19 protein-coding genes and 1 other RNA gene are annotated in these 26842 nt (G+C 71.1%); 13 read left to right on the top strand and 7 right to left on the bottom strand.

Features of this window, described 5'->3' with window-relative positions; genetic code table 11:
• Window positions 1-24: 24 nt before the first annotated feature.
• From pheA to gyrA, 4 genes are all read right to left on the bottom strand, one after another.
• Window positions 25-1125, bottom strand: coding sequence for a prephenate dehydratase (gene pheA / locus N5D62_RS11040; protein ID WP_279757882.1), 1101 nt, complete (start codon window positions 1123-1125; stop codon window positions 25-27).
• A gap of 31 nt (window positions 1126-1156) precedes the next feature.
• Window positions 1157-2284 (bottom strand): 3-phosphoserine/phosphohydroxythreonine transaminase, encoded by a 1128-nt coding sequence (gene serC, locus N5D62_RS11035; RefSeq protein ID WP_279757790.1) that lies wholly within the window; start codon window positions 2282-2284, stop codon window positions 1157-1159.
• 103 nt (window positions 2285-2387) lie between these two features.
• Complete coding sequence (locus tag N5D62_RS11030; RefSeq protein ID WP_279757788.1) at window positions 2388-2990, bottom strand: DUF2059 domain-containing protein; 603 nt, start codon at window positions 2988-2990, stop codon at window positions 2388-2390.
• A 5-nt stretch (window positions 2991-2995) separates the two neighbouring features.
• On the bottom strand, window positions 2996-5665 hold the full coding sequence (gene gyrA, locus N5D62_RS11025) for a DNA gyrase subunit A (RefSeq protein WP_279757786.1): 2670 nt from the start codon (window positions 5663-5665) through the stop codon (window positions 2996-2998).
• A 259-nt stretch (window positions 5666-5924) separates the two neighbouring features.
• Here gyrA and ompA point away from each other — a divergent pair, with 259 nt between their 5' ends.
• The 5 genes from ompA (at window position 5925) to N5D62_RS11000 (ending at window position 10669) form a co-directional block, all read left to right on the top strand.
• Entirely contained in the window at window positions 5925-6572 is a 648-nt protein-coding gene (ompA, locus tag N5D62_RS11020; RefSeq protein WP_279757785.1) for an outer membrane protein OmpA, read from the top strand.
• A gap of 174 nt (window positions 6573-6746) precedes the next feature.
• On the top strand, window positions 6747-7448 hold the full coding sequence (gene ubiG / locus N5D62_RS11015) for a bifunctional 2-polyprenyl-6-hydroxyphenol methylase/3-demethylubiquinol 3-O-methyltransferase UbiG (RefSeq protein ID WP_279757784.1): 702 nt from the start codon (window positions 6747-6749) through the stop codon (window positions 7446-7448).
• The gene (gene gph, locus N5D62_RS11010) at window positions 7445-8152 is read left to right on the top strand and encodes a phosphoglycolate phosphatase (RefSeq protein WP_279757783.1); all 708 of its coding nucleotides are present in this window, start codon (window positions 7445-7447) and stop codon (window positions 8150-8152) included. The genes ubiG and gph overlap by 4 nt, the downstream gene beginning before the upstream one ends.
• A gap of 106 nt (window positions 8153-8258) precedes the next feature.
• Window positions 8259-8632, top strand: a transfer-messenger RNA (tmRNA) gene (ssrA, locus tag N5D62_RS11005).
• A gap of 96 nt (window positions 8633-8728) precedes the next feature.
• Window positions 8729-10669 carry an ATP-dependent helicase gene (locus tag N5D62_RS11000; RefSeq protein ID WP_279757781.1) on the top strand — a complete coding sequence of 647 codons (1941 nt, stop codon included), beginning with the start codon at window positions 8729-8731 and terminating at the stop codon, window positions 10667-10669.
• Window positions 10670-10695: 26 nt separating this feature from the next.
• Here the strand turns inward: N5D62_RS11000 and N5D62_RS10995 are convergent, their stop codons facing one another.
• Window positions 10696-11601 (bottom strand): LysR substrate-binding domain-containing protein, encoded by a 906-nt coding sequence (locus N5D62_RS10995; protein WP_279757780.1) that lies wholly within the window; start codon window positions 11599-11601, stop codon window positions 10696-10698.
• 264 nt (window positions 11602-11865) lie between these two features.
• Between N5D62_RS10995 and N5D62_RS10990 the strand changes: the two genes are divergently transcribed.
• The gene (locus N5D62_RS10990; RefSeq protein WP_279757779.1) at window positions 11866-13491 is read left to right on the top strand and encodes an MFS transporter; all 1626 of its coding nucleotides are present in this window, start codon (window positions 11866-11868) and stop codon (window positions 13489-13491) included.
• Between the two features lie 152 nt (window positions 13492-13643).
• Here N5D62_RS10990 and N5D62_RS10985 read toward each other — a convergent pair whose 3' ends face one another.
• Both N5D62_RS10985 and N5D62_RS10980 read right to left on the bottom strand, forming a co-directional pair.
• Entirely contained in the window at window positions 13644-14483 is an 840-nt protein-coding gene (locus N5D62_RS10985) for an alpha/beta hydrolase (protein WP_279757778.1), read from the bottom strand.
• A 222-nt stretch (window positions 14484-14705) separates the two neighbouring features.
• Window positions 14706-15494, bottom strand: coding sequence for a helix-turn-helix transcriptional regulator (locus tag N5D62_RS10980; protein ID WP_279757777.1), 789 nt, complete (start codon window positions 15492-15494; stop codon window positions 14706-14708).
• Between the two features lie 145 nt (window positions 15495-15639).
• Here N5D62_RS10980 and N5D62_RS10975 point away from each other — a divergent pair, with 145 nt between their 5' ends.
• From N5D62_RS10975 to N5D62_RS10945, 7 genes are all read left to right on the top strand, one after another.
• Window positions 15640-16905 (top strand): MFS transporter, encoded by a 1266-nt coding sequence (locus N5D62_RS10975; RefSeq protein ID WP_279757776.1) that lies wholly within the window; start codon window positions 15640-15642, stop codon window positions 16903-16905.
• 119 nt (window positions 16906-17024) lie between these two features.
• The gene (locus tag N5D62_RS10970; RefSeq protein WP_279757774.1) at window positions 17025-17522 is read left to right on the top strand and encodes an RNA polymerase sigma factor; all 498 of its coding nucleotides are present in this window, start codon (window positions 17025-17027) and stop codon (window positions 17520-17522) included.
• Between the two features lie 110 nt (window positions 17523-17632).
• Window positions 17633-18802 (top strand): FecR domain-containing protein, encoded by a 1170-nt coding sequence (locus N5D62_RS10965; protein WP_279757772.1) that lies wholly within the window; start codon window positions 17633-17635, stop codon window positions 18800-18802.
• A gap of 246 nt (window positions 18803-19048) precedes the next feature.
• A complete protein-coding gene (locus tag N5D62_RS10960) occupies window positions 19049-21919 on the top strand; it encodes a TonB-dependent receptor (RefSeq protein WP_279757771.1) in 2871 nt (956 codons plus the stop codon).
• Between the two features lie 48 nt (window positions 21920-21967).
• Window positions 21968-24385, top strand: coding sequence for a PKD domain-containing protein (locus tag N5D62_RS10955; protein ID WP_279757769.1), 2418 nt, complete (start codon window positions 21968-21970; stop codon window positions 24383-24385).
• Between the two features lie 50 nt (window positions 24386-24435).
• On the top strand, window positions 24436-25203 hold the full coding sequence (locus N5D62_RS10950) for a hypothetical protein (protein ID WP_279757767.1): 768 nt from the start codon (window positions 24436-24438) through the stop codon (window positions 25201-25203).
• 53 nt (window positions 25204-25256) lie between these two features.
• Window positions 25257-26750 (top strand): surface lipoprotein assembly modifier, encoded by a 1494-nt coding sequence (locus N5D62_RS10945; protein ID WP_279757766.1) that lies wholly within the window; start codon window positions 25257-25259, stop codon window positions 26748-26750.
• Window positions 26751-26842: the final 92 nt, after the last annotated feature.

Here is a 26842-nt window from a genome sequence, read left to right as displayed (position 1 = left end):
CCTCTTTCGCTCAAGACTTCAGCGTCAGGACTTCAGCGGGTAAGCGCCGATGACCTTGTAGAACGCGCACAGCTCCCGCAGCTCCGCCAGCGCCGCCGAGACGTGCGGCTGCGACGGGTGGCCGTCCAGGTCGATGTAGAAGTAGTACTCCCACTGACCGGTGCGGGCCGGGCGCGATTCCAGGCGGGTCATCGACACGCCGTGTTTCTTCAACGGGACCAGCAGATCATGCATCGCGCCCGGGCGGTTGGCCACGGAGACGATGAGGCTGGTGCAGTCGCGCCCCGTGGCCGGGGGGGTGGCCATGGTCTGCGGCAGGCAGATCACGGCGAAACGGGTCCGGTTGTAGGCCTCGTCCTGCACCGCATGCGCGGTGATGTGCAGGCCGAACAGCGTGGCCGCGCGCTCGCTGGCGATCGCGGCATGGGCCGGGTTCTCGGCGGCCAGGCGGGCGCCCTCGGCATTGCTGGAGACGGCGCGCCGCTCGGCGTTGGGCAGGTGCTTGGAGAGCCAGTTCTGGCACTGCGCCAGCGCCTGCGGATGCGCCAGCACCGCCTCGATGCCCTCCAGCGAGTTCTCCTTGCGCAGCAGGTTGTGGCGGATCAGCAGGCTGACCTCGCCGACGACATGCGTGGGCGTGTGCAGGAACAGGTCGAGCGAGCGCGTCACCACGCCCTCGGTCATGTTCTCCACGCCGACGACGCCGTACTGCGCGCTGCCCGAGGCGGTCGCGTGGAAGACCTCGTCGAAGCTGTTGCAGTAGATGAGGTCGGCGGCGCCGCCGAAGTACTCGATCGCGGCCTGCTCGCAGAAGGTGCCGAAGGGGCCCAGCACGGCCACGCGCTGCGGCGACTCCAGCGCCAGGCAGGCGGACATGATCTCGCGCCAGATCGCGGCGACGTGCTCGCCCTTGAGCGGCCCGGGGTTCGTCGCCTTGATCTTGGCGATGACCTGCGCCACGCGGTCGGGGCGGAAGAAGGGCGTGCCGTCGCGGCGCTTGATCTCGCCGACCTGCTCGGCGACGTGGGCGCGCTGGTTCAGCAGCGACAGCAGCTGGCTGTCGAGGGCGTCGATCTGGTCGCGCAGCGCGAGCAGCTCGGGATCGGCCACCGGCGCGGGCGGCATCGCGGCGTCGGCATCGGCGGGTTTCGGCGTGTCAGCCATGTCGGGTCTCGAAGTCCTTCAGGTAGCTCACCAGGGCTTGGACGCCCTCCAGCGGCATCGCGTTGTAGATCGATGCCCGCATGCCGCCCACCGACTTGTGGCCTTTGAGTTGCAGCAGCCCCCGCTCCCTGGCGCCAGCCAGGAAGGCGTCGTTCAGACGCTCGTCGCGGAGGAAGAACGGGACGTTCATCCGCGAGCGGCAATGCGCCGCCACGCGGTTCTCATACAGGGAGGAGCCGTCCAGCGCGGCATACAGCAGCGCGGCCTTGTCGATGTTGCGGCGCTCGATCGCCGCCAGGCCGGTCGCGCCGCCGTAGGCGAAGCGCTTGAGCCACTGGAACACCAGGCCGGCGACGTAGATGCCGAAGGTCGGCGGCGTGTTGTACATCGACTGGGCCTCGGCCACCGTCTTGTAGTCGAAGGCGGACGGGCAGATCGGCAGGGCGTGGCCCAGCAGGTCCTCGCGGACGACGACCAGCGTCAGGCCGGCCGGGCCGATGTTCTTCTGCGCGCCGGCGAAGGCCACGCCGACGCGCGACCAGTCCACCGGCCGCGACACCACGTGCGACGAGAAGTCGATCGCCAGCGGCGCGTCGCAGCCCAGCGCCTTCAGGTCGGGCAGGGACTGGAACTCGACGCCGTCGATCGTCTCGTTGGTGCAGACGTGGACATAGGCGGCGTCGCGGCGCAGTTGCCAGGACGCGGGATCGGGGATGTCGAGGAAACGGCCGCCGGCGCCCTCGAGCGCCCCGCCGTCCGCGGCGATGCGCACGTCGGCGTAGCGCCGGGCCTCGCCGGCGCTTTTCTTCGACCACGAGCCGGTGACCACGACGTCGACCGCGCCGCCGCGCGACAGGTTCAGCGGCAGGATCGCGTTCTCGCCGAGCCCGCCGCCCTGCATGAACAGGATGCGGAAGTTCGCCGGCACCTGCAGCAGCTCGCGCAGGTCGGCCTCGGCGGCTTCGTAGATCGAGATGAACTCGCGGCCGCGGTGGCTCATCTCCATGACGCTCATCCCCGAGCCGTGCCAGTCCAGCATCTCCTCGGCCACCTGGCTCAGGACCTCCTGGGGGAGGGCGGCGGGACCGGCGGAGAAGTTGAAGGGGCGAGCGGCGTGCATGGGCGGGGCGATCTGGGCGGGGAGCGACGGGAACCGCGGAAGGCCGGGCGGCCTCCCGGGCGGCGCGGCGGCGCTGGACCGCCGCCGGACCGCGTTCGGCGGCTTACTTCTTCGGCGCGGGCTTGGCCGCGGGCTTGGCGCCCGACGCCGGCGTGGCCGGAGCGGCCTCGACGCCCAGCTGCTTGGCGACGTTCTGCTGCAGCGCGGTGAACTTCTCGTCCAGCTGCTTGCCGTTGTCGTCGATCAGCTTCTTCGTGTAGAGCGTCTGCAGTTCCTGCGAGGACTCGGCGAACTTCTTGCTCACCGGCGATTCCAGCCAGGCCAGCAGCTGCTTGAGCTCGTCCTCGGTGAACTTCTCGTCCAGCGCCACGCCCATCGTCGACGGCGCCAGCTTCAGGCCCTTGTCGACCAGCGGCTTGGCGTTGTCTTCCATGAACTTGCGCAGGTCGGCGTCGATCTGCTTGGCCACCGGCTCGCGCTTGGCCTCGGGCAGGTTGCGCAGCGCGGGCATCGCCTTCTGCGCCAGTTCGTTGACCGGACGGCTCAGCACGCCCATCGTCAGCGCCTCGATCGCGGGCTGCTGGATCTTGAGGATCTTCGCGATCAGGTCCTTCTTGGACTGCGGGCTGTCGGCCTTCTGCGCGAAAGCGACAGGGCTCGCCAGCAGCGTTGCGGCGATGGCGCCGGCTTGGATGGACTTCAGCAACAAGGTCATTCCTTCACGTCGGGGGTGGAGTCGCCCGCGTCGCCCGTGGCGTCGCCGGCATCGGGACCGGCGGCGTCCGCCTCGGTCGATTCGTTCGCATCGTTTTCCACGATGCGCTGCAGGCCGGACAGCTTCGCGCCCTCGTCCAGCGAGATCAGCGTGACGCCCTGCGTGGCGCGGCCCAGTTCGCGGATCTCGGCAACCCGCGTGCGCACCAGCACGCCGGTGTCGGTGATCAGCATGATCTCGTCCTCCGGACGGACCAGCGTGGCGGCGACGACCTTGCCGTTGCGCTCGCTCTGCTGGATGGCGATCATGCCCTTCGTGCCGCGGCCGTGGCGCGTGTACTCGGCGATGCCGGTGCGCTTGCCGTACCCGTTCTCGGTGGCGGTCAGCACGCTCTGCGTCTCGTCCTCGGCCACCAGCATGGCGATCAGGCGCTGGTCGGGCTCGAGCATCATGCCGCGCACGCCGCGGGCCTGGCGGCCCATCGGGCGGACGTCGTCCTCGTCGAAGCGCACCGCCTTGCCGCCGTCGGAGAACAGCATCACGTCATGCTGGCCGTCGGTCAGCGCGGCGCCGATCAGGTAGTCGCCCTCGTCCAGGTCGACGGCGATGATGCCGGCCTTGCGCGGGTTGCTGAAGTCCTTCAGCGAGGTCTTCTTGACGGTGCCCAGCGCGGTGGCGAAGAAGATGAAGTGGTCCTCGGGGAACGAGCGGAATTCGCCGGTCAGCGGGAGGATGACGTTGATCTTCTCTTCCGGCTGCAGCGGGAACATGTTGACGATGGGCTTGCCGCGCGCGTTGCGCGAGCCCTGCGGCACTTCCCAGACCTTGAGCCAGTAGACGCGGCCGCGGTTGCTGAAGCACAGCATCCAGTCGTGCGTGTTGGCGATGAAGAGCTGGTCGATCCAGTCGTCGTCCTTGGTCGCGGTGGCCTGCTTGCCGCGGCCGCCGCGGCGCTGCGCGCGGTACTCGCTCAGCGCCTGGCTCTTGATGTAGCCGGTGTGCGAGAGCGTCACCACCATGTCGGTCGGGGTGATCAGGTCCTCGGTGCCCAGTTCCTGCGCGTTGTGCTCGATCACGCTGCGGCGCGCGCCCAGCTTGGTCTGGCCGAACTCCTGCTTCAGCGACACCAGCTCCTCGCCGATGATCGTCGTCACGCGGGCCGGCTTGGCCAGGATGTCCAGCAGGTCGGCGATCTGCGCCATCACGTCGCGGTATTCGCCGACGATCTTGTCCTGCTCCAGGCCGGTCAGGCGCTGCAGGCGCATCTGCAGGATCTCGCCGGCCTGCTCGTCGGAGAGGCGGTACAGACCGTCCTCCTGCATGCCGTACTGGGCCGGCAGGCCTTCAGGACGGTAGGCGTTGCGGCCGCCGGCGGCCTCGCCCTCGGCGCGCTCGAGCATCTCGCGCACCAGCGACGAGTCCCACGAGCGCGACATCAGCTCGGCCTTGGCGACCGGCGGCGTCGGGCTGCGCTTGATGATCTCGATGAAGTCGTCGATGTTGGCCAGCGCGACGGCCAGGCCTTCGAGCAGGTGGCCGCGCTCGCGGGCCTTGCGCAGTTCGAAGATCGTGCGGCGGGTGACGACCTCGCGGCGGTGCTCCAGGAAGACCGTGATCAGGTCCTTCAGGTTGCACAGCTTGGGCTGACCGTCGATCAGCGCCACCATGTTCATGCCGAAGCTGTCCTGCAGCTGCGTCTGCTTGTAGAGGTTGTTCAGGACGACCTCGGGCACCTCGCCGCGCTTGAGCTCGATGACGATGCGCATGCCGGAACGGTCCGACTCGTCCTGGATGTGGCTGATGCCCTCGATCTTCTTTTCCTGCACCAGCTCGGCGATCCGCTCCAGCAGCGTCTTCTTGTTCACCTGGTACGGGATCTCGTCGACGATGATCGCCTGGCGCGCGCCGCGGTCGATGTCCTCGAAATGGACCTTGGCCCGCATCACGACCTTGCCGCGGCCGGTGCGATAGCCCTCGCGCACGCCCGACAGGCCGTAGATGATGCCGGCGGTGGGGAAGTCCGGCGCCGGGATGATCTCCAGCAGCTCGTCGATCGTGCAGTCCGGGCTCTTCAGCGCATGCATGCAGGCGTCGACCACCTCGTTGAGGTTGTGCGGCGGGATATTCGTGGCCATGCCGACCGCGATACCGGCCGAGCCGTTGACCAGCAAACTGGGCAGCCGCGTCGGCAAAACCAGCGGTTCTTTCAGCGAGCCGTCGTAGTTGGGCCCGAAGTCGACGGTTTCCTTGTCGATATCGGCCAGCATTTCGTGGGAGATTTTCGACAAGCGGATTTCGGTGTATCGCATCGCCGCGGCGTTGTCGCCGTCGATCGAGCCGAAATTGCCCTGGCCGTCGACCAGCATGTGGCGCATGGAGAAGTCCTGCGCCATCCGGACGATGGTGTCGTACACGGCGCTGTCGCCGTGCGGGTGGTATTTACCGATGACGTCGCCGACGATACGCGCGGACTTCTTGTACGGGCGGTTCCAGTCGTTGTTCAGCTCGTGCATCGCGAACAGCACGCGGCGATGCACCGGCTTGAGGCCGTCGCGCGCGTCGGGCAGCGCGCGGCCGACGATCACGCTCATCGCGTAATCCAAGTACGAGCGCCGCATCTCCTCTTCGAGGCTGATCGGCAGGGTTTCCTTGGCGAACTGGGTCATGCGCATCGGGCCGCGCGCACGCGTGCGCGGCCTCTGGAGAGATCGGAAGTCGAGGATTCTAATTGCGCCCGCTTGTCGTGCTTGCGCAACAGGTTCATGAACAGTTGCAGTGGCTGCCGCGACAATGGAGGCGTCCTGTTGCCCTATGGCACAATCGGTTCGTCCCTAGGAGAAACCCTTGGTCAGGGAACTCCTGAGGTTTTAGTTCCGACATTGGACGTTTCGCAGGGCAACTGCGGCTTTCCTTGAGAGGAGAATCATGAAGAAACTGAACCGCGTGGCAGCGCTCTTCGCTGTCGCCGCCGTGGCCACCTCGGGTGCAATGGCCCAATCCGTGGACAACTGGCGCGCAACGGATGGCACCGTTTGGAAGAACGGCACCAACGAGCTGTGCTGGCGCGATGCATTCTGGACCCCGGCCACCGCCGCCAAGGACTGCGACGGCGCGCTGAAGCCGGTCGCCCAGGCGCAACCGCAAGTGGCGCCCCCCGTGGCGCCGCCGACGGTGGCTCCGACGCCGGTGGCCCCGCCGGTGGTGACGCCGTCGAGCGAGAAGGTCACTTACGCCGCTGACGCCTTCTTCGACTTCGACAAGTCGGTCCTGAAGCCCGAAGCGAAGGCGAAGCTGGACGACCTGATCTCGAAGACGGGTGGCATCAACCTGGAAGTGATCATCGCCGTCGGCCACACCGACAGCATCGGCACGGACGCCTACAACCAGAAGCTGTCGGTTCGCCGCGCTGAAGCCGTGAAGGCCTATCTGGTGTCGAAGGGTCTGGAAAAGAACCGCGTCTACACCGAAGGCAAGGGCAAGAAGCAGCCCATCGCCGACAACAAGACCGCGGAAGGCCGCGCCAAGAACCGCCGCGTCGAAATCGAAGTGGTCGGTACCCGCGCCGTCAAGTAATCGGTGCCGAACGGCGACTTCGGTCGCCGTCCGACAAACCCCGCCAGCCGTCAGGCTCGCGGGGTTTTTTCATGGCGCGGTCATGATTCGCCGACCTTTCCGGACGCTCGGGACGGCATTTTGGCCCCATGGAATCGGCGTTGTGGCCGGTTCGCTCGGCTACCATTGCGCCCCATGGCGAATGTCGACGTGAAAGAGCTCGAGAAGTTCAGCGAGCTGGCCCACCGCTGGTGGGATACCGAAAGTGAATTCAAGCCGCTGCACCAGATCAATCCGTTGCGGTTGAACTGGATCGACGGTTTATGCGGCCTGCAGGGCAAGACGGCGCTGGACGTCGGTTGCGGCGGCGGCATCCTGGCCGATGCGATGGCACGCAAGGGCGCGAACGTCCTGGGCATCGACCTGGCGACGAAGTCGCTGCGCGTGGCCGAGTTGCATGCGATGGAGGCCGGCACCGAGAACGTCGCCTACCAGGAGATCGCCGTCGAGGATCTCGCCGCGCAGCGGCCCGCGTCCTTCGACGTGGTGACCTGCATGGAGATGCTGGAGCATGTCCCCGATCCCGGCTCCGTGGTGACCGCGTTGGGGCAACTGGTGAAGCCGGGCGGCTGGGTGTTCCTGTCGACGCTGAACCGCAACGCCAAGTCCTTCCTGTTCGCGATCGTCGGCGCGGAGTACGTCCTGCGCATGCTGCCCGCCGGCACGCACGAGTACGCGCGTTTCATCCGCCCGTCGGAACTGGCGCAGATGTGCCGCGACGCGGGTCTGGAAGTGCAGGGCGCCAAGGGCCTGACCTTCAACCCGATCACGCAGCGCTATGCGCTGAACGCGGACACCGACGTGAACTACCTGCTGGCCTGCCGCCGCCCCGCATGAGCACGGTGATGCTGAATTCGCCGGTCGGCGTGCCGGTGCGCACGGCCATCCGGACGGTGCTGTTCGACCTGGACGGCACGCTGGTGGACAGCGCGCCCGACCTGGCCGGCGCGACCAACGAGATGCTCGTCGCCCGCGGCCTGCCCGAAGTGCCGTTCGAACGCCTGCGGCCGATGGTCGGCGCGGGCGCGCGCGGCATGATGGGCGTGGCCTTCGGCGTCACGCCGACGCAGCCCGCGTTCCCCGCGCTGCGCGACGAGTTCTTCGATCGCTACGAGCAGCGCCTGCTGCGCGCGACGCATCCGTTCGACGGCATCGCGACGATGCTGCAGGCGCTCTCGGACGACGGCCTGAGCTGGGGCATCGTGACCAACAAGTCCGAGCGCTTCGCGCTGCCGCTGGCCAGCGGCCTGGGCTGGTCGACGCGGGCGGCGGCGGTGATCGGCGGCGACACGACGCCACACAGCAAGCCGCATCCGGCGCCGTTGCTCGAAGCCGCGCGCCGCGCCGGCGTCTCGCCGGCCGAGTGCATCTACGTCGGCGACGACGCGCGCGACATCCTCGCCGGTCGCGCGGCCGGCATGCCGACGGTGGCGGTGCGCTGGGGCTACCTGGGCGACGGCGAGCCGATCGACGCCTGGGGCGCCGACGTCGTCATCGACACCCCGGCCCAGTTGATCGAGTGGCTGCGCGCCTCGCGTTGATCCTCGCCGCATCGCGGTTCCGTCGACGCCTGTCGAACTTCAGAAAAGTGTCACGCTTCAGCTCTTGAAGTCGGGGGCGCTGGCATAATCTGAGACTTCTCTCTCTGGGGCCGACCTGGTTTCGACGTGGGTACGGAGTCGGAGTAGGGCATGCCGAGGGCCAGGCACCTCGTAAATCCATCTGGAACAAACCAACTGCGAACGATCAAACGTACGCTCTCGCGGCTTAAACCCCGCGGACCTCTCACCGGTTGGCCGATGGGCCGGGTGAACGGACGCAAGTCCTGACACAGAGAGGTTATTCACATTGGCTGGCTGTCATTCGTGCACCTTGGGTGACGGCGAGATTTAGGGTGCTGGCCTGTCCGGTAGCGTGCTCCTGCGCGACCAGGCGGGCGAGATCCAAACCAGAGAGCTAAGCATGTAGAACTGCCCGGCAAAGGCTTGCGGACGCGGGTTCAATTCCCGCCGGCTCCACCATCTTCTTGATCCAAGGACTTCCTTGGACCGGCATCAGGCCTGAGCACTCAACCGCTCAGGCCTTTTTTCTATCCGCGGGGCGGGAAGGGCGCGCGCATGGCTTGGAAGCAACCTCCGTTCACGCCGACGGACGAGCAGACGCGCATCGCCGAAGCCCAGGCGCGGCGCGTCATCGTCGAGGCCAACGCCGGCGTGGGCAAGACGACCTCGCTGTGCCTGCGCGTGCTGCGCCTGGTGCGGGAGGGCGGCGCCGATCCGGCCCGCATCCTGATGCTGACCTTCACCGAGCCCGGCGCCGAGGCCATCCGGCGCACGCTGCTGCGGCTGGGCGCGCCGGCGAGCCTGTGCGACCGGCTGCGGCTGGGCACCTTCGACCAGTTCTGCGCCGCGCGCTTGCGCCGCATGGGCGAGGCGCCGGCGCTCGAGCTGCGCCAGCCCGAGCAGCTCAAAGGCGCCGTCCTGGCCGCCATCGAGGCCGCCCGCGCGCAGGCCCACGCCCGCCACGGCGACGATTTCAAGCTGCACGGCACCGGCCACCTGATCGTGGAGCGCCTGCTCAAGGACTTCGAGCGCCTCAAGGGCGCGCTGGTGCTGCAGCGCCAGGGCGAGGACTTCCGCCTGACGCCCGAGGCGGCGCTGGACACCGGCTTCGACTACACGACGCTGGCGATCTTCTCGGCTTACGAGGCCGATCGCCTGGGCGGCGGCCCGGGCCGGGACGAGGTGCGTTTCCGCGCCGCCGGCGACGCGACCTACGACATGGCCCGCGCGCTGACGGCCGAGGACCCGGCCTTCGGCTACGACAACCACCCGCTGCGGGTCGGCGCGCTGCAGGCGGTGTTCGTCGACGAGTTCCACGACATGAACTGGGCGATGGCGACGGTGCTGCGCGAGCTGCTGGCGCAATACCCGGCGGTGCCGTTCACCGGCGTCGGCGACGTCGACCAGGTGATCCATGCCGAAAGCGGCGCGGACTCGTACTTCCTGCGCGCCGGTTTCGACATCGAGTTCGGCAAGGCCGAGCGGATGACGCTCACCCACGCGCAGCGCTTCGGGCCGGGCATCGCCGAGGCGCTGGGCGCGTTCGCGCGCAAGGCGTATCCGTCGCATCCGCAGCGCGCGGGACGGCTGGAGGTGCTGGCGATCGACAATGCGCTGGAACTCGCGCTGCACATCAAGGGCGTGTGCGCCGAGCGCCAGCAGCGCGACGCCAAGGCGCCGCTCAATGAAGTGGCGGTGCTGCTGCGGCATCCCAACGCCGCGCTCGACCTGGAGTACCGGTTGCTCAACGCCGGCGTCGACTACGAGACCGCGGGCTTCGCCGCCTACACGAGCCGGCCGGAGGTGCTGTTCGTGCGCATGCTGCTGGCGGCGGCGGTGGGGCATGCCGACGCGTTCACCGCGCGGTCGCTGGAGGCGGCCAAGCTCGCGACCTGGGAGTTCATCGGCGGCGCGCTGCCGGCGCCGGGCGGCGCGGACGATCCCGACACGCGGGCCAAGATCGTCGCCGCGCCGGCCGGGGCGTTCCAGCAGTTCATGCTGGAGGACCTGCTGGCGCGCACGCCGCGTCCCGAAGGGGCCGGTTTCGTGCGCGAGGCCCTGGCGATCGCGGCCTCGGACCGCGTGCCGGACGTCGCGACGGCGCTGAAGGCGCTGCGGATGCGCCGCCTGGCGGAACACGTGCTGGTGAAAGCCGAGGCGATCCGCGACGCGGCGGACTCGGTGCTGGCGCTCGAGCGCATCGTGGCGCGCGAGAACTTCCTGTCGATCACCGAGATGCTGGGCGCGATCCGCGCGCAGGAGGATCGGGCGCAGGAGGACTGGACGTCGAAGCGGCGCATCGTGCTGTCGACGATCGAGCAGGCCAAGGGCCTGGAGTACGAGCACGTGATCATTCCCGGCCTCAACCAGGGCGAGTTCGACGGCGCCGACGAGGACGAACGCCATCGCTTCTACGTGGCGGTGTCGCGGGCGAAGCAGGTGGCGCAGCTGGTGCACGACGGCGCGCGGCCGAGCCGCTTCCTCCAGCCCGGCTGAGCGACGCCGCCGGGCGGCGGCGGGCATCAGGCCAGGCGCGCCTTCAGGAAGTCGACGAACACCCGGACCTTGGGCGACAGGTGCCGGCTGGTCGGCCAGACCGCGTGGAAGCGGCCGGCCGGACGGGCGTCGACATCCAGCACCGCGCGCAGCCGACCGTCGGCGATCGGGCCGAGCGCCAGGAAGTCCGGCATGCAGCCGATGCCCAGGCCGCCGATGGCGGCGCCGCGCACCGCCTCCATGTTGTTGAACACGAGCGTGCGCCGCAGTCGCGGCTCCGGCGCGTCCACGGTGTTGCCGCCCGGGCCGTCCAGCGGCCAGCTCAGCAGCCGGCCTGAATTCGGGAAGCGGAAGCGCACGCCGTCGTGCTCGGCGAGGTCCTCGGCCCGCCGGGGCTCGCCGCGCCGCGCCAGGTAGTCCGGCGACGCGCAGATCAGGAAGCGGAAATGGCGCAGCGGCAGGCTCACCATCCGCGAGTCCGGCAGGTCGCCGCTGCGGATGGCCAGGTCCACGCCCTCGTCGATGAGGTCGACCACGCGGTCGTTGAAGTCGACGTCGAGCTCCACCTCGGGGTAGCGCGCCAGGAACTCCGGCAGCAGCGGCAGCAGCAGGTGGTAGGTCACGATCGGCACGCTGACGCGCAGCCGGCCCCGCGGCGCGCCGGCCGCGTGCGACAGCTGCGTCCGCGCATCATCGAGATCCTCCAGGATGCGCCGGCAGCGTTCGTGGAACAGCCGGCCCTCCTCGGTCAGCGCGATGCGCCGGGTGCTGCGCTGCAGGAGCCGCACCCCTACGTCCTGCTCCAGCCGCGTGACCGCCTTGCCGACCGCCGAGGCCGAAATGCCCAGCACCCGGCCCGCCGCGACGAAGCTGCCCAGGTCGGCGGTGCGGACGAAGGCCAGCAGGCCGGAAAGACCGGAAGAGGGGTCCATGAGCAAGGCGGCAACAGGCCGCGGGGAAGGTGGAGAGGAGCGATCAGGCTCGACGAATTCGAGCGTTTGATTCCAGGGTTATTGGAATCGGTGCCTGTTTTTCGATGAATCGGTCAATCGTATCTTCAATCGCTCGCCACGTTCCTCGGTCCGACCCACATCGCGAGCCTCGTGACATCCCGTGCGACGTCCGCTGCCACGTCCGACGTGATGTCCGAGGCGACAGCCGAGACGACCTCCACACGACATCGACAAGACATCGACATGACCGCTTCCCCCTCCACCTGTTCGACCGCTGCCGGTGCGCCGGCGGACGTTTCGCCCGCATTGCCAGGCCATCTCGCCTCCGATGCCTCATCGGCACCGCGCGCGGCCGCGGCCCGCCAGCGCCGCGTGTTGGCGGCGGTGTGCCTGGCCGCCGCGACGCTGCCGATGGCCTTCACCGGGCCGGCGGTCGCGCTCGGCGCCATCGCCGACGACCTGCAGGCGTCCGCCGCCGCGCTCGCCTGGGTGACCAACGCCTTCATGCTCAGCTTCGGCGGCGCGATGCTGCCCGCCGGCGCGCTGGCCGACCGCGTCGGCCGCCGGCGCGTGTTCCGCGGCGGCGCCTGGCTGTTCCTGGTCGCCTCGGCGCTGTTGCCGATGGCGCCGGGCATCGCCGCCTTCAACCTGCTGCGCGCGCTGCAGGGGCTCGGAGGCGCGGCGCTGCTGTCGGCCGGCGCCGCGCTGCTGGCCCAGGAGGTCGATGGCGCCGCGCGGACGCGGGCCTTCAGCTGGATGGGCACCAGCTTCGGCATCGGGCTGGTGCTGGGTCCGGTCACCGCCGGCGCGCTCTCGGCCGCCTTCGGCTGGCGCGCGATCGTCGCGCTGCTGATGGCGGCGATCGTGCTGTCGCTCGCGCTCGGCGCGGGAGCCCTGCGCGAGTCGCGCGATCCCGCCGCCGCGCGCTTCGACTGGCCGGGCGCCGCGCTGTTCTCCACCGCGCTGACGCTGCTGACGACCGCCGTGCTGCAGGCGCCGGCGCGCGGCTGGGGCGATCCGTGGGTCCTCGGCGGGCTGGTGGCCGCGGGCGTGCTGTTCGCGGCCTTCGCGCGGGTCGAGCGCCGGTCGCCAGCGCCGATGCTGGACCTCTCGCTGTTCCGCCATCGGCGCTTCCTGGGCATCCAGCTGCTGGCGGCGGCGCCGGCCTATGCCTTCGTCGTGCTGCTGGTGCTGCTGCCGATCCGCTTCGCCGGCATCGAGGGCGCCTCCCCGGCGATGACCGGCTGGTGGATGGCCGCGTTGTCGGGACCGCTGCTGGCGCTGCCGCTGGCGGCGGGACGCGCGACGCGTTGGTGGTCGCCGGCGACGGTGTGCGCCGGCGGACTGCTGGTGGCCGCCGCGGGCCTGTGGTGGCTGGGCGCCGCGGCCGAGGCTGTCCAGGCGCTGCCGGCGATGGCGCTCATCGGCGTGGGCATCAGCGGGCCCTGGGGGCTGATGGACGGGCTGGCGGTGAGCGTGGTGCCGCCGCGGCAGGCCGGCATGGCGGCCGGCATCTTCAGCACGGTGCGGGTCGCGGGCGAGGGCGTGGCGCTCGCCCTCGTCGGCGCGGTGCTGACGGCGTTGATCCAGGGTCGTCTGCCCGTTGGCGCGGATGGCCCGGCGCTGGCGCAGGCGCTGGCGGCGGGGCGCCTCGCCCAGGCGCTGGCCCTGCAGCCGGCCTTGGGCCCCGACACGCTCGTCCAGGCCTACGAGGCCGCGTTCTCGGCGCTCGCGCGCGGCCTGGCCGTGGTGACGATGCTGTCGGCGTTCGTCGTGCTGGCGATGCTCCGGCCAGCGGCGGCGGCGTCGACGGCGGCAACGAATGCCCCGGCCATCACGACGTCGAGAGCGAAGGGCCGTCCGCGGTGACGCCCGCCAAACGGTGCCGCAGGTGCGGCGGTAGCGCGGGCTTGGCGTTGACGCCCGCCAGGCGGTGCCGCGGGCGCGGTGGTGGCGCCGGCTTGGCGGAAGCGCGGGGCTTGGCGGTGGCTCGGGTCGGTGGGCGAGGCGCGCGACGCGCGTCAGGCCAGGAACTCGGCGACCGCCGCGATCACCGCCTCGGGCGCCTCGCGATGAGGCCCATGGCCGATCCCCGCCATCGTCAGCTTGCGCGCGGGCCCGGACACCAGGCCGGCGATCAGGTCCTGATGCGCGGTGCTGCCGTACTCGTCGAGCTCGCCATGGATCGTCAGCAGCGGGCAGGTGACGCGCGGCAGCGTCGATCGCAGCGACCAGGCGGCGAACTCGGGCGCGAGCCAGCGTTCAGTCCACGCGTGCAGCACCCAGCTGGCCTTGTCGCCGTGGTACTTCGCGAGCCGCTCCATCTGGCCCGGCGCCTGGAAATCGTCGCGTGACGCGCGCACGCCGGCGATGGTGCGGTCCTCGACGAAGGCCTGCGCGGAGATCGTGATGAGCGCCTCGCAGCGTTCCGGCAACTGCGCGGCGATCTCCACCGACATGCCGCCGCCGACGCTGTGGCCGAGCACGACGAAGCGATCCAGCCCGAGCTGGTCCACGACGGACAGGAACGCGCCGCGCGCCTCGGCCGCGATGAAGTCGGCTTCCGGCAACGGGCCGAGCGCGCCCGACTGCCCGAACCCCGCGCGGTCGTAGGCGACGACCCGCCGCCCGGTCGCGATCGCGAGCGCCTCGGGGAAGCCGCGCCACAGGCTCACGCTCCCGAGCGAGTCGTGCATCAGCACGATCGGCGCGGCGCCCGCGCCCGCGCCTGTGCGCGTCGAAGCCGCGGCCGTCGGCGTCCAGGATCGCGCATGGATCGAGGCGCCGTCGTGGTGCAGCGCGTGGTCGGCGATCTGGAGGGCAGCCGGGGAGGGGACAGGCTCGCGAGTCATGGGCGTCATGGAGAAGGTGTCGGAGGGGGCGATCGGCGCTCGGCGTGCGGCGTGTGGCGTGTGGCGTGTGGCGTGTGGCGTGTGGCGTGCGGCGTGCGGCGTGCGGCGTGCGGCGTGCGGCGTGCGGCGTGCGGCGCGCCAGTATGTCGCCAGACGCGGCCGCCTTCCGCGGGAGGGAGCGATGCCCGCCGCGCCCCGGTGCGCGATGCGGCCCGGACATGGGCCAGGCGCCTAGCCGCCGCGCCCGCTGGCGTAGAAGCTCGACGGCGGCGCGCCGAAGTGCCGCCGGAACATCGCCGCGAACGCGCTCTGGCTCGCGTAGCCGCAATCGAGCGCGATGTCGATGACGCGGCTGCCCTCGGCGATCCGGCGCAGCGCGTACAGCAGCCGCGCCTGCTCGCGCCACTGCGCGAAGCTCATGCCGGTCTCCTTCTGGAACAGCCGGTGCACCGTCTTGGCCGCGACGCCCAGCCGCGCCGCCCAGTCTTGCGCGGTGGCCGGATCGGACGGCTTGCCGGCCAGCGCCTCGCAGATCGCCAGCAGCCGCGGATCGGTCGGCATCGGCAGGTGCAGCGGCAGCGTGGACGCGCCGCGGATCTCATGGACCAGCAGCGTCATCAGCGCGCCGTCGCGGCCGGAGGCGGCGTGGTCGATGGGCACCCGCACCGCCGCGACCATCAGCTCGCGCAGCAGCGGCGAGACGTTGAGCACGCAGGTCCGCTCCGGCAGCCCCTCGATGCGCGCGGCGTCGATGAAGGCGGTGCGCATCCGCACGGTGCCGGACATGCGCACGCTGTGCCGCACGCCCGCCGGCAGCCACAGCGCGCGGTTGGGCGGAATCACCCAGAAGCCGGCCGCCGAGTCCACCAGCATCACCCCCTCGATGGCGTACAGCAGCTGGCCGCGGGGGTGGCTGTGCCAGGGCGTGACCTCGCCCGAGGCGTAATCCGCCTCCATCGCGATCGAGGCCGGCGCCACGTCGTGGAAATCCTCGAACCGTCGTGCGTTGTTCGCGCTCATGTCCCAAAGTCTACAAGTCGTGTCACATCGGCGAGCGACGGACTTTCCCCGGGGACCTAGTCTTCAGGCTTTCCCGCCGGCATCGCTTCGACGCCGGCTCGCTGTCCCACCGACGTCGCCCCGCGACCCGTTCCCGAGCCCAGGCATGACCACCGACACCGCGACCCTCGCCAGTCCCGACGCGGCTCCGACCGCCGCCGCGCCGCATTCCCATCCGCCGGCCCCGGCCCACGCGCACGGCTTCCTGCTGCCGATCGTCGGCGCCGCCGCCTTCGCGCACCTGCTCAACGACCTGATCCAGGCGGTGCTGCCGTCGATCTACCCGATGCTCAAGGCGAACTACGCGCTGAGCTTCGCGCAGATCGGCTGGATCGCGCTGGTCTACCAGCTGACCGCGTCGCTGCTGCAGCCCTGGGTCGGGCTCTACACCGACAAGCATCCCAAGCCCTACCTGCTGCCGATGGGCATGGTGGCGACCTTCGTCGGCATCGGGCTGCTGGCGTTCTCGACCTCGTACGAGATGCTGTTGGTGGCGTCGGCGGTCGTGGGCATCGGCTCGGCGACCTTCCATCCGGAAGCCTCGCGCGTGGCGCGCATGGCCTCGGGCGGGCGCTTCGGCACCGCGCAGTCCTGCTTCCAGGTCGGCGGCAACGCCGGCTCCGCGGTCGGGCCGCTGCTGACCGCCGCGATCGTGATCCCGCACGGCCAGTCCGCGATCGCGTGGTTCATGCTGGTGGCGGCGCTGGCGATCTTCGTGCTGTCGCGCATCACCGGCTGGACGCTGCGTCACGGCCAGGCCAAGGTGAAGAGCCTGGCCGGCGCGCAGGCCGGCGGGCTGGCCAAGCCCGAGGTGATCCGCGCGATCGTCGTGATCTCGATCCTGATGTTCGCGAAGTTCGTCTACATCGCGTCGTTCACGAACTACTTCACCTTCTATCTGATCCAGCGCTTCGGCGTGTCGGTCCAGCAGAGCCAGGTCTACCTGTTCATCTTCCTGGCCGCGGTCGCCGCGGGCACCTTCTTCGGCGGACCGGTCGGCGACCGCATCGGGCGCAAGGCGGTGATCTGGGTGTCGTTCCTGGGCGTGGCGCCGTTCGCGCTGGCGCTGCCCTACGTCGGCCTGGCCTGGACCGCGATCCTGGCGATCGCGATCGGGCTGGTGATGTCCTCGGCCTTCGCCGCGCTGGTGGTCTACGCGCAGGAGGCGGTGCCGGGGCGCGTGGGCATGGTCTCGGGCGTGATGTTCGGGTTGATGTTCGGCATCGGCGGCATCGGCGCCGCCGGCCTGGGCCACCTGGCCGACGTGCACGGCATCGTCTGGGTCTACGGGCTGACCTCGTTCCTGCCGCTGCTGGGCCTGGCCACCGCGTTCCTGCCGGACACCCGCAAGGCGGCCGCCGCTCGGGGGTGACCCCGCGGACGAGCCCGGGCTGAGCCCCGGGCGAACTGGACCGGCTTCGGCGCAAAGCCCCGCGACTTGTCGGCGATGAGAATAATTCTCAACAAAGTGGCTACAGTCGCGGGCGCACCATGCTGGCCGACCCGCACTTCGTCTTCATCTCCCACCGCCGGGAACTCCTGGCGTGGCTCACCCATCGGGTGAGGGACGCGCACACCGCGCAGGACCTGGTGCAGGAGCTGTTCGTGCGGTTCCTGGAGGCGGCCGCGCGCCAGCCGGTCCAGGACGCGCGGGCCTACCTGTTCCAGATGGCGCGCAACCTGCTGGCGGACCAGGCCCGCCAGCACGACGCCCGCAAGACCACCGCGGTGGATCCGCAGGACCTGGTCGAGGTGCAGGACGGCGCGCCCGGCCCCGACCGCGCCCTGGCGGGACGCCAGCGGCTGGTCCAGCTGACGCAGGCGCTGCGCGAGTTGCCGGAGCTGACCCAGCGCATCTTCGTGATGGTCCGCGTCGAGGACCTGTCCTACCAGGAAGCCGCGGACCGCCTGGACCTGTCCACCAGCTCCGTGCAGAAACACCTGGCCCGCGCGCTGGCCCACGTGATGCTGCGCGTGCCGGAGCATTGACAATGCGCTCGCCGCCGATGCCCCTCGCCGCATTACCGGATCCGGGGGGCTCGAACGTCTCCTGTGGCAGCCGCTGCGGCGGCATCCTTCCTCCCGCCCAAGGCCCGCGCGTGACTGACCCCCGTTCCACCAGCGACCCAGGTTCGATCCCTTCCGGCGAGACGGGGCGCGGTCCCGACTCCCCGGAGATCGCCCGGCAGGCCGCCGAATGGGTGATCCGCCGGCAGGGGGAGGCGCACTCGGCGCAGGACGAGCGCGCGTGGGAACGATGGCGGTCGGCGGACCCGGCGCACGTGGCCGCGTACGCGCGCGCCGAACGGCTCTGGGCGGAACTCGGCGGGCTGAAGGAGGCGCCGGACCTCGTGCCGGAGACGGCGCCGGCCGTTGCCCCCGCCGTTGTTCCCGGTGTCGCCCGAGTCGCCACGCCGCGCGGCGCCGTGCCCCGGCGCCGGACCGGCATCGCGCGCCATGTCTGGGGCGGCGGCGGCCTGGCGGCGCTGGCCGCGATCGCGGTGTTCGCCGCGACCGGCGGGGAGCCGATGCTCGCGCTGCGGGCCGACCAGCGCACCGCCATCGGCGAGACCCGCGACATCGCGCTGCCCGATGGCAGCCGCGCGCGGCTGATGGCGGACTCCGCGATCGCCGTGCATTACTCGGCCGGCGAGCGCCGCGTCGAGCTGCTCAAGGGCGAGGCGATCTTCGACGCCCGTCCGATCGGCGCCTCCGGCACCCAGGCCGGCGTCTCGACCGCCGCGATCGCGGCCGCGACTGCGACTGCGACTGCGACCCCCGCCGAGGCCGCGGGCGGGAGCGGCGCGGAGAGCCGGCCCTTCGTCGTCACCGCCGCGACCGGCGCCATCCGCGCGCTGGGCACCCGCTTCCTCGTCGAGCGGCTGGCGACGCACACCCGCGTGGTCGGCATCGAGCATCGCGTCGCCGTGTCGATCGCCGTTGCGCCCAACGCGCCGACGACCGTGTCCGAGGGGCAGGTCCTGCGCTACGACGCGACCGCCGTCGGCGCGGTCGAGACCGCGTCGCCGACGCTGCTGGACGCCGAGGCCCGCGGCCAGCTGGTCTTCGAGCACCTGCGGCTGGACGACGTCGTCGCGCGGCTGAACCGCCACTACCCCGGCCACATCGCCGTGCGCGGCGAGGCGCTCGCGCGGCGCGAGGTGAGCGGCGTGTTCCCCGCCGCCGATGTCGACGGCGTCATCGCGGCGCTGCGCGATGAACTCGGCCTGCGCGTGCTGCGCCTGCCGGGCGTGGTGATCCTGTACTGAACCCCCGCTGATCTCGACCGGCCGCGCCCGGGCGCGGCGGCGCGCTTCGCCGCGCCCCTTCGCGCCGTCGCGCGAACATCGCACAGTCGTTGAGATTCATTCTCATCTCCGCTACTCGATCCCCTGGCCTGAATCGTCTTCTGAGGCAGCACGGCGGAGCGGGCGCGCGACAGCAGTCGCCCCCGCGTCCGGACCGTTCCGCAATTCACAGAGGACACGATGGCGAGAAGGGCGAGGGCCGCGGCGATGTCGGCGACGCTGGCATTGGCGAGCACGGCGATCCATGCGCAGGGCATGGAAGCAGGGAGGACGGGCGCGCATGGCGCGGCGCCGTCGGGCGCGGCGAGGGCCGACGCGGCGGGCCATGGCGTGGCTGGCAACGGCGTGGCTGGCGATAGCGCGGCGGGCGCGGGTGCCGCCACGGCCTTGCGCTTCGACGTGGCCGCGGGCGACCTCGACCGCGCGGTCGTGGCGGTCGGCGCGACGGCCGGCCTGCGGGTGCTCTTCGACCCGCGCCGGCTGCAGGGCCTGCGCGCGACGGCGCTCGCCGGCACCTTCACGCCGGACGAGGCCCTGGCGCGCCTGCTGCGCGGCAGCGGCTGGCGCGCCGTCTTCACCGGACCGGCGAGCGTGCGGCTCGAACCGGGCGAGGCGGCGGACGTCCCGGCGCATCGCGCGGCGGTCGCGGGCGACGCGCAGGCAAGTCCTGACCCCGTTCCCGATGTCGTGCTGCCGACGGTGCGCACGCGCGGCCGGTCCGAGCGCGACGCCCGCGACGAGCGCTATCGGAGCGCCGGCTCGCTGCACGTGCTGCGGCGCGAGGACATCGAGCGCTCGCGCGGCACCTCGGTGGGCGACATCTTCCAGGGACTGCCTGGCGTGCTCGTCGGCGAGAACCGCAACAGCGGCGGCCTGGACATCAACATCCGCGGGATGCAGGGGCAGGGCCGCGTGCCGGTGCTGGTCGACGGCGCCCGGCAGGAGACGACCGTGTACCGCGGCTACTCGGGCGTGGCCTCGCGCAGCTACGTCGATCCCGACCTGATCGGCGGCATCCAGATCGACAAGGGGCCGGTGCTGGGCGCGCAGGGCGCCGGCGCGGTCGGCGGGCTCGTCAGCATGCGCACGCTCAACGCGGAGGATGTCGTCCTCAACGGCCGGGAAACCGGCGTGCGGGTGCGCGCGCAGGCGATCGGCAACAACAGCGGCTCGCCCATCGCGCCCGGCACGCCGGCCGGGCTGTTCACCGGCAACTTCAGCGGCGCGGCGCCGGTCTACCGCGCCGACTGCGTCGACCCCGCGATCTGCGTGCCGCCGATGCCGGCGAACTGGGGCTACCCCGGCGGCCTGGACCGCCCCGGCACCTTCAAGCCCACCAGCTGGGCCGGCAGCATCGCCGGCGCGTTGCGGCTGGCGTCGGTGGACCTGGTCGCCGCCTACGCGCGGCGCGAGCAGGGCAACTACCACGCCGGCACGCACGGGCCGTCGGCCTGGGTGGACCTGTCGGACCGGCGCAAGCTGCCGTTCTATACCGAGGTGCGGCCGGCGATCCGCGGCGCCTCGCGCTTCCAGGCCGGCGAGCGCATTCCCGGCACCAACTTCGAGAGCGAATCCGCGCTGCTCAAGGCCCAGGCCTACCTGCCCGACGGGCAGGAGCTCGAGCTCAGCGTGCTGCGCTACGACAGCCGCTACGGCGAGATCATGCCGTCGCAGATCATCCGCTTCGGCAACTTCTTCCCGGTCTCGCAGCCGCGCGACAGCCAGGTCGCCGCCCAGACCTACAGCGGCCGCTATCGCTGGCATCCGGACGAGCATCCCTGGCTGGACCTGCGCGCCGCGCTCTGGCACACGCGCACCCGGGCGACCAACAACAGTCCCGACGAGTCCAACACCGCCGAGTACACCTACAACAACGAACGGGAGCGCTATCGCCGCACCGGCCTGGAGCTGAGCAACACCGCGCTGTTCACGCATCCGGCGGGGTGGGGCGAGAGCGAAGCGCGCATCGGGCTCGGGCTGCAGCGCGAGACCGTCGGCACCACGGCGCTGAGCGCCAACAACAACACGGGCGGCCGCAGCGGCGATCGCCACGAGGCCAACGTCTTCGCCGCCTGGCAATACCGGCCGGTGGACAGCGTCACGCTCGACGCCGGGCTGCGCCATACGCGCTTCCGTGCCGCCGACGACCGGCCCATCGTCGTCACCGACAAGGCCAGCCCGTCCTGCGTCGACCGCGATGGCGATGGCGCCTGCGACCCCATCCCCAATCGCAACCGCCGCAGCGGCACCGCGCCCATCGTCAGCATCAGCTGGGAGCCGCGCGTGGGCCTGCAGGTCTACTCGCGCTACGCCGAGGCCGACCGCATGCCCAGCCTGTTCGAGAGCACCTCGGGCTTCTCCTTCGTGGCCAAGCCCGACGTGATCCTGCGGCCCGAGCACGCCGTCAACAAGGAGATCGGCGTGAACCTGATGCGCGACGGCGTGCTGCGCCGGTCCGACCGGCTGCGGCTGAAGGTCTCCCACTTCCGCAACCACGTGAAGGACTACCTGACGCGCACCTCGCCCAACCTGTGGGAATCGGACGGGCAGATCAGCACCAACTTCACGCTGCGCAACATCGACAGCGTGCGCTTCGAGGGCATCGAGGCGTCCGGCGGCTACGACGCGGGCGTCGGCTACGTGGAGGTCGGCGCCACGCGCTACACCCGCATCCAGGTGTGCCATGCCGGCAGCTACCGCGTGAACGCCTGCAACGACTACGGCGTCGCCAACAGCTACATCAACAACATGGTGCCGCCGCGCTGGCACGGCAGCGCCACGCTCGGCGCGCGGCTGCTGGATCGCCGGCTGACCGTCGGCGCCCGCGCCACGCTGATGGGCCGTCGCACCCGCGCGCCGGCCTTCAACGACGACACCGCGCAGGGCCTGTTGCCGGTGGTGCCGTGGCACGGCTACCGCGTCGTCGACCTCTTCGCCGGCTATCGCGCCAGCGAGCGGCTGAGCATCGACCTCAACCTCGACAACCTGACCGACCGCTACTACCTCGACGCGCTCGGCCTGGGCCTGATCCCCGCGCCCGGCCGCACCGCGCGGCTCAGCGTGACCCTGCAGTTCTGACCGCCGATGTCCGCATCGCCCCTTCCTCCGTCCATGACACCGACCCCCATGACTTCCTCCCTGCGCACCCTGATGGCGAGCCTCGCCGGCTCGGCCGCGCTGCTGCTCGCCGCCTGCGGCGGCGGTGGCGGCGGCGGCGACGCCGCCCCGACGCCGCCCGTCGCGATCGTCAAGCCCAGCCAGGCCAGCGCGCCCATCGGCACGACGATCACGCTGGACGGCACCGGCAGCACCACGCCCAACGGCGGCACGCTGAGTTACGCCTGGACGCTGAGCACCAAGCCCGAGGGCAGCGCGGCCGTGCTGTCCGACGCCGCCGCCGCGGCACCGACCTTCGTCGCCGACAAGCCGGGGGACTACGTCGTCGACCTGGTCGTGAAGGACGCCAAGGCCGGCAGCCTCGCGTCGCGCGTGACGCTGAAGGTCACCAACCCCGATCCGGTCGCGGTGGTCTCGCCGGCGAGCCAGTCGGTGCTGCAGGGCACGACGGTGATCCTGGACGGCAGTGCCAGCCTGCCGCCGACCGGCGCCGCGGCCGCCGACCTGCGGTATGCGTGGACGCTCACCGAGCAGCCCGCGGGCTCGATCGCCACCGTGCTGGCCGACGCCACCTCGGCCAAGGCCAGCTTCCCGGCGGGCAAGCTGGGCACCTACCGCGCCACGCTGACCGTGCGCCATGGCGATCGCGTCAGCGTCGCCGCGACCGCCGAGGTGGCGGTGAACAACGGCAACAGCCGCCCGGTGGCCAGGATCACGACGCCCAGGACGGCCGTGCGCGGCAGCACCGTGGTGCTGGACGGCAGCACCAGCAGCGATGCCGACGGCGACGCGCTGCAGTACCGCTGGCGCTTCGCGCCCTTCGTGCCCAACAGCACGGCGCAGCCCCGGCCCGGCGCGTCGACCGCCACGATCAAGGACGCGACCGGCGCCAAGGCCACGCTCGTGCCGGACGCGGTGGGCCGCTACTACATCGACCTGACCGTCTACGACCGCAGCGTCGCCACGACGGAGCGGCTGATCCTGGACGTCACCCGGCCGGCGGACGCGCCCAACCTGCCGCCGACTGCCCGCATCGACAACGGCTTCCCCGCGGACGAGTGCGAGACCGGCGGCTACTGCGCGCAGACCTCCACCTCCCATGACGCCGACGGCGATCCGCTGACCGCCACCTGGACCTACTGGAACGTCGCGACGCCGGCGGACCGCAAGACCGAGGTCGGCCCGGCGCTGTACGCGTTGTCCAACCTGGCCGTCGGCGGGACCTGGCAGGTGCAGCTCGTCGTCAACGACGGCCAGGTCGACAGCGCGCCGGTCTCGACGGCGATCACGCTCAAGACCGGCGCCAACCGGCCGCCGATCGCCGACAGCGTGGTGGAGACCGGCACCGTGCTGGTGGGCCAGACGCTGTGGTTCGACGCCAGCAAGTCCAGCGACCGCGACGGCGATCCGCTGAGCTACGAATGGACCCTGGTCGACCGGCCCGACGGCAGCGCCGCCACGCTGCAGAACCCCGCCGCCGCGCGCAGCGGCGTGCTGACCGACAAGCCGGGCCTGTACCGCGTGCAGCTCAAGGTCAGCGATCCCAAGGGCAAGTTCCGACCGGCCGGCCAGCGCAACTTCGCGCAGGGTTTCGCCAAGGCGCAGAACAACGCGCCGGTGGTGGCGAACCTGCGGCTGCGGCCGATCGAGGCGACGGCGGACCAGCCGCTGGTGATCCGCGCGGTCACCGAGAACGGCGTGACCCGCACCGGCGTGGGCGTGAGCGTCGCGGCCTCGATCTTCGATCCCGACCTCGACGCGCCGCTGTACTACATCGTCACCGCGACGAAGTTCCCTGCCGGCAGCAGCTTCACGCCCTCGCTGTCGGGCCAGGTGGTCCAGGGCATCAGCGAGCCGGTCGACTACGGCGGCTTCTTCCTCACGCTGCCGGGCGACTACGAGTTCCAGGTCGTCGCCAGCGACGGCGCGGCGTACTCGGAGACGAAAAAGCTCAACGTCACCGTGGTGAAGGCGGAGAACTACCCGGGCCCGCTGCTGGAGGACGTGTCGCTCGGCCAGCAGGCCTGGCCCCACGCGCGGCCGATCGACGTCGGCGGCCTGAACTTCGATCCGGACACCGAGCCGCGCGTGGTCGGCAGCTACCGGCTGACCGCCACCGACGGCGACGTCACGATCGCCGACCTGGTGGCCAGCTCGACCGACGTCGCCCGTCCGGCCCGGTTCGCCGGGTTGCGGGATGGCCAGGTGATCCGCCGCGGCGACAGCGTGGAGTTCCAGCTGCTGCGTCCCGCGATCCCCGACGAACGCGCGCTGATGCAGGCCCTGTACGCGATGGACACGGGCAGCGAGGCCTTCAAGGCCGAGCAGGCCCGGCTGCAGAAGCGCTACGCGGACTACCGCTTCACGTGGTCCCTGCGCATCGCCGAGAAACCGGGCCGCGTGTTCCGCGTCGGCCCCCGCGACTGAACGAGATCTCAACCCGTGTGCGACGCACACATTTCCTTGGAGTGTTTGACATGAAGAAGACCTTCATCGCTGCCGCCTTGGTCGCCGCGTTCGGCGCCGCGCAGGCGTACGACTCGCAGGGCGGCACGACCGATGCCGGCATCATCAAGACCGGCGGCGCGACCGTGAGCTTCCACGGCCCGATCGGCGCGCCTGGCATCGCGCTGGACGGCACCAACTACATCAGCCTGCAGAGCATCGACGCCTTCAGCTACAAGGACAGCGCCACCACGTCGGGCGGCGTCGCTTTCCGCCGCTACCAGCTGCTGGGCTACACCCATGCCGGCCCGGGCGGCACGATCTCGACCGACCTGAACTGGTTCAAGGTGCCGACGATCAGCCAGAACGTCTACTTCGGCCTGGCGACCAACCCGGGCACGCCCAACCAGCACGCCGCGTTCTACGTCGGCGACCGCACCGGCTACGCGCTGCCGACCGCCACGACCAACTACGCCGCCGCCGGGCTGCTGGCCCTGCCGGCCACGACCGGCAGCGCGCCGGTGATCCTGACGGGCACGCTGCAATACAACACCGCCGCGGGCACGCTGAACACGACCGGTTCCGGGCTGACCGGCGGCGGCAACACGCTGGCGCTGGCGACCTCGGTGAACGCGGGCGCGGGCACCTTCGCCGGCACCGCGCTGCTCAACAGCACGGTGAGCGGCACGGCCGACGGCAAGTTCTTCGGCAGCGGCGCGACCAGCGCGGTGGCCGGCACCGCCAAGGGCGGCAGCGGCAGCAGCGCCTTCGTGGCCGGCTTCGGCGGCATCAAGAACTGAGCGTTTCCGCGCTCCGGGACCTGCCCTTGGGCAGGTCCCTTTTTCATGCAGTCATGAACGACCTTCACCGACGCGCGCGCCGTTCCGGCGCCGGCGCGATCGTCGCCATCGCCGGCCTGGCCAGCCTGATCGCGCCGGCCCCAGGCGGTGCCCGGGCGCAGCAGGATCCGCAGCAGCGGCTGTGGCAAGGGATGGAGCAGCAGCAGTCGCAGCAGCGATCGGCGCCCGCGCCGCTGCGCGAGGCGGTGGCGAGCCGCTCGCCGGACTCGCCGCTCGCGGCGATGGTGCAGCCGCCCGAGGACCGCCTGCAGCGCCAGCAGCTCGCGGTGCTCGACGCGGTGAACCGGCGCGACTGGTTCGGCGCCGACCGCCTGTTGCGCGAGTACCTGCGCATGCCGCGGCATTCGCCGGCGATGTCCGGATTCGTCGCGGCGAGCCGCGCGGCCGCGGCCGGCGAGCTCGGGCCCGCGGTGACGGGCTACGAGGCGGTGCTCGAGGCCGATCCGCGCTTCACGCGCGCCACGCTGGACCTGGCGCGCACGCTGTATGCCGACAACCGGGTGCGCGACGCCCGGGAGGCGTTCGACCGGCTGCGCACGCAGGCGCTGCCGCCCGAGGTGACGCGCCACATCGACGAGTACCTGCTGGCGATCGAGCGCCGCGTGCGGGCGCAATGGTCGCTGTCGGTGTCCGCGGTGCGCGAGGACAACGTCAACAGCGCCTCCACCGTCGTCGATCCCTGCGCGCTGGTGCTGTTCGACCAGTGCCTGGCCAACACGCCGGGCGACAAGCTGTCGGACACCGGCGTCTACGTCGAGGGCAGTGTCAGCCGCTGGTGGCCGCTGGCGGGGCATCACGGGCTGCTCGCGCGGGGGCTCGTGTACGGCAACCACTACGCGCGCCACGATGAATTCGACAACCTGGTCGCGGCGGTCTACGCCGGCTACCAGTACGCCTCCGCGAGCGCGCAGGTGCAGGTGCTGCCGCTGCTGGAGGTGGACCTCGAGGGCGGCCGCGAGATCTATCGGGCCTTCGGCGTGCGCGCGGCCTACACGCGGCCGCTGGGGCCGCGGGCGCAACTGGAAGCCAGCCTCGAGTACAAGGCGCGCCGCTTCGCGCCGCGCTTCGCGGCCAGCCTGGAGGGGGACGTGCGCAGCGCCTCGCTGTTCGGGCAGTACGTGCTGCCGGGCGGCTGGCTGGCGTTCGGGCACCTGATGTGGCGCGAGAGCGAGGCCCGCGAGACGGTCTTCGCGTTGCGCGAGCAGGTCGCCCGCGTGGGGATCAACAAGTCCTTCGCCGACCAGGCGTCGGTGAGCCTGGCCTACGGCCGGCGCGAGAAGCGCGCCGAGGCGGCCAACCTCGTCTTCGGCAAGCGCCAGCGGGATCACGAGGACAGCCTGTTCCTCAACGTCTCCGTGCCGCGCTGGGGCTGGCAAGGCCTGACCCCGACGCTGGGCTACGAGTACCGCAACAACCGCAGCAGCATCCCGCACGCCTACAACTACGAGAAGCACCGCCTGACGCTCGGCGTCAACGCGGTGTTCTGACCGGTGCCGCCCATGCGTTTCCTGTCGCCTTGGCCATCGCGTCCGTCATCGCGCGGTTCATCAAGCGACTCGTCGGACGGGCCGTCGCGCGG

Source organism: Mitsuaria sp. GD03876, assembly GCF_029840635.1.
Classification (GTDB): domain Bacteria; phylum Pseudomonadota; class Gammaproteobacteria; order Burkholderiales; family Burkholderiaceae_C; genus Roseateles.
Note: the sequence above shows the minus strand (reverse complement) of the source record. Positions and strands in the feature narration are given on the sequence as shown.

Coding starts and splice junctions, on each gene's coding strand:
- N5D62_RS10960 (WP_279757771.1), top strand. CDS start 19,049: ATGTCGGCGACGCTGGCATTGGCGAGCACGGCGATCCATGCGCAGGGC.
- N5D62_RS10970 (WP_279757774.1), top strand. CDS start 17,025: ATGCTGGCCGACCCGCACTTCGTCTTCATCTCCCACCGCCGGGAACTC.
- N5D62_RS10955 (WP_279757769.1), top strand. CDS start 21,968: ATGACTTCCTCCCTGCGCACCCTGATGGCGAGCCTCGCCGGCTCGGCC.
- ubiG (WP_279757784.1), top strand. CDS start 6,747: ATGGCGAATGTCGACGTGAAAGAGCTCGAGAAGTTCAGCGAGCTGGCC.
- N5D62_RS10945 (WP_279757766.1), top strand. CDS start 25,257: ATGAACGACCTTCACCGACGCGCGCGCCGTTCCGGCGCCGGCGCGATC.
- serC (WP_279757790.1), bottom strand. CDS start 2,284: ATGCACGCCGCTCGCCCCTTCAACTTCTCCGCCGGTCCCGCCGCCCTC.
- N5D62_RS10975 (WP_279757776.1), top strand. CDS start 15,640: ATGACCACCGACACCGCGACCCTCGCCAGTCCCGACGCGGCTCCGACC.
- gph (WP_279757783.1), top strand. CDS start 7,445: ATGAGCACGGTGATGCTGAATTCGCCGGTCGGCGTGCCGGTGCGCACG.
- N5D62_RS10990 (WP_279757779.1), top strand. CDS start 11,866: ATGACCGCTTCCCCCTCCACCTGTTCGACCGCTGCCGGTGCGCCGGCG.
- N5D62_RS10985 (WP_279757778.1), bottom strand. CDS start 14,483: ATGACGCCCATGACTCGCGAGCCTGTCCCCTCCCCGGCTGCCCTCCAG.
- ompA (WP_279757785.1), top strand. CDS start 5,925: ATGAAGAAACTGAACCGCGTGGCAGCGCTCTTCGCTGTCGCCGCCGTG.
- N5D62_RS10980 (WP_279757777.1), bottom strand. CDS start 15,494: ATGAGCGCGAACAACGCACGACGGTTCGAGGATTTCCACGACGTGGCG.
- N5D62_RS11000 (WP_279757781.1), top strand. CDS start 8,729: ATGGCTTGGAAGCAACCTCCGTTCACGCCGACGGACGAGCAGACGCGC.
- N5D62_RS10950 (WP_279757767.1), top strand. CDS start 24,436: ATGAAGAAGACCTTCATCGCTGCCGCCTTGGTCGCCGCGTTCGGCGCC.
- N5D62_RS10995 (WP_279757780.1), bottom strand. CDS start 11,601: ATGGACCCCTCTTCCGGTCTTTCCGGCCTGCTGGCCTTCGTCCGCACC.
- pheA (WP_279757882.1), bottom strand. CDS start 1,125: ATGCCGCCCGCGCCGGTGGCCGATCCCGAGCTGCTCGCGCTGCGCGAC.
- gyrA (WP_279757786.1), bottom strand. CDS start 5,665: ATGACCCAGTTCGCCAAGGAAACCCTGCCGATCAGCCTCGAAGAGGAG.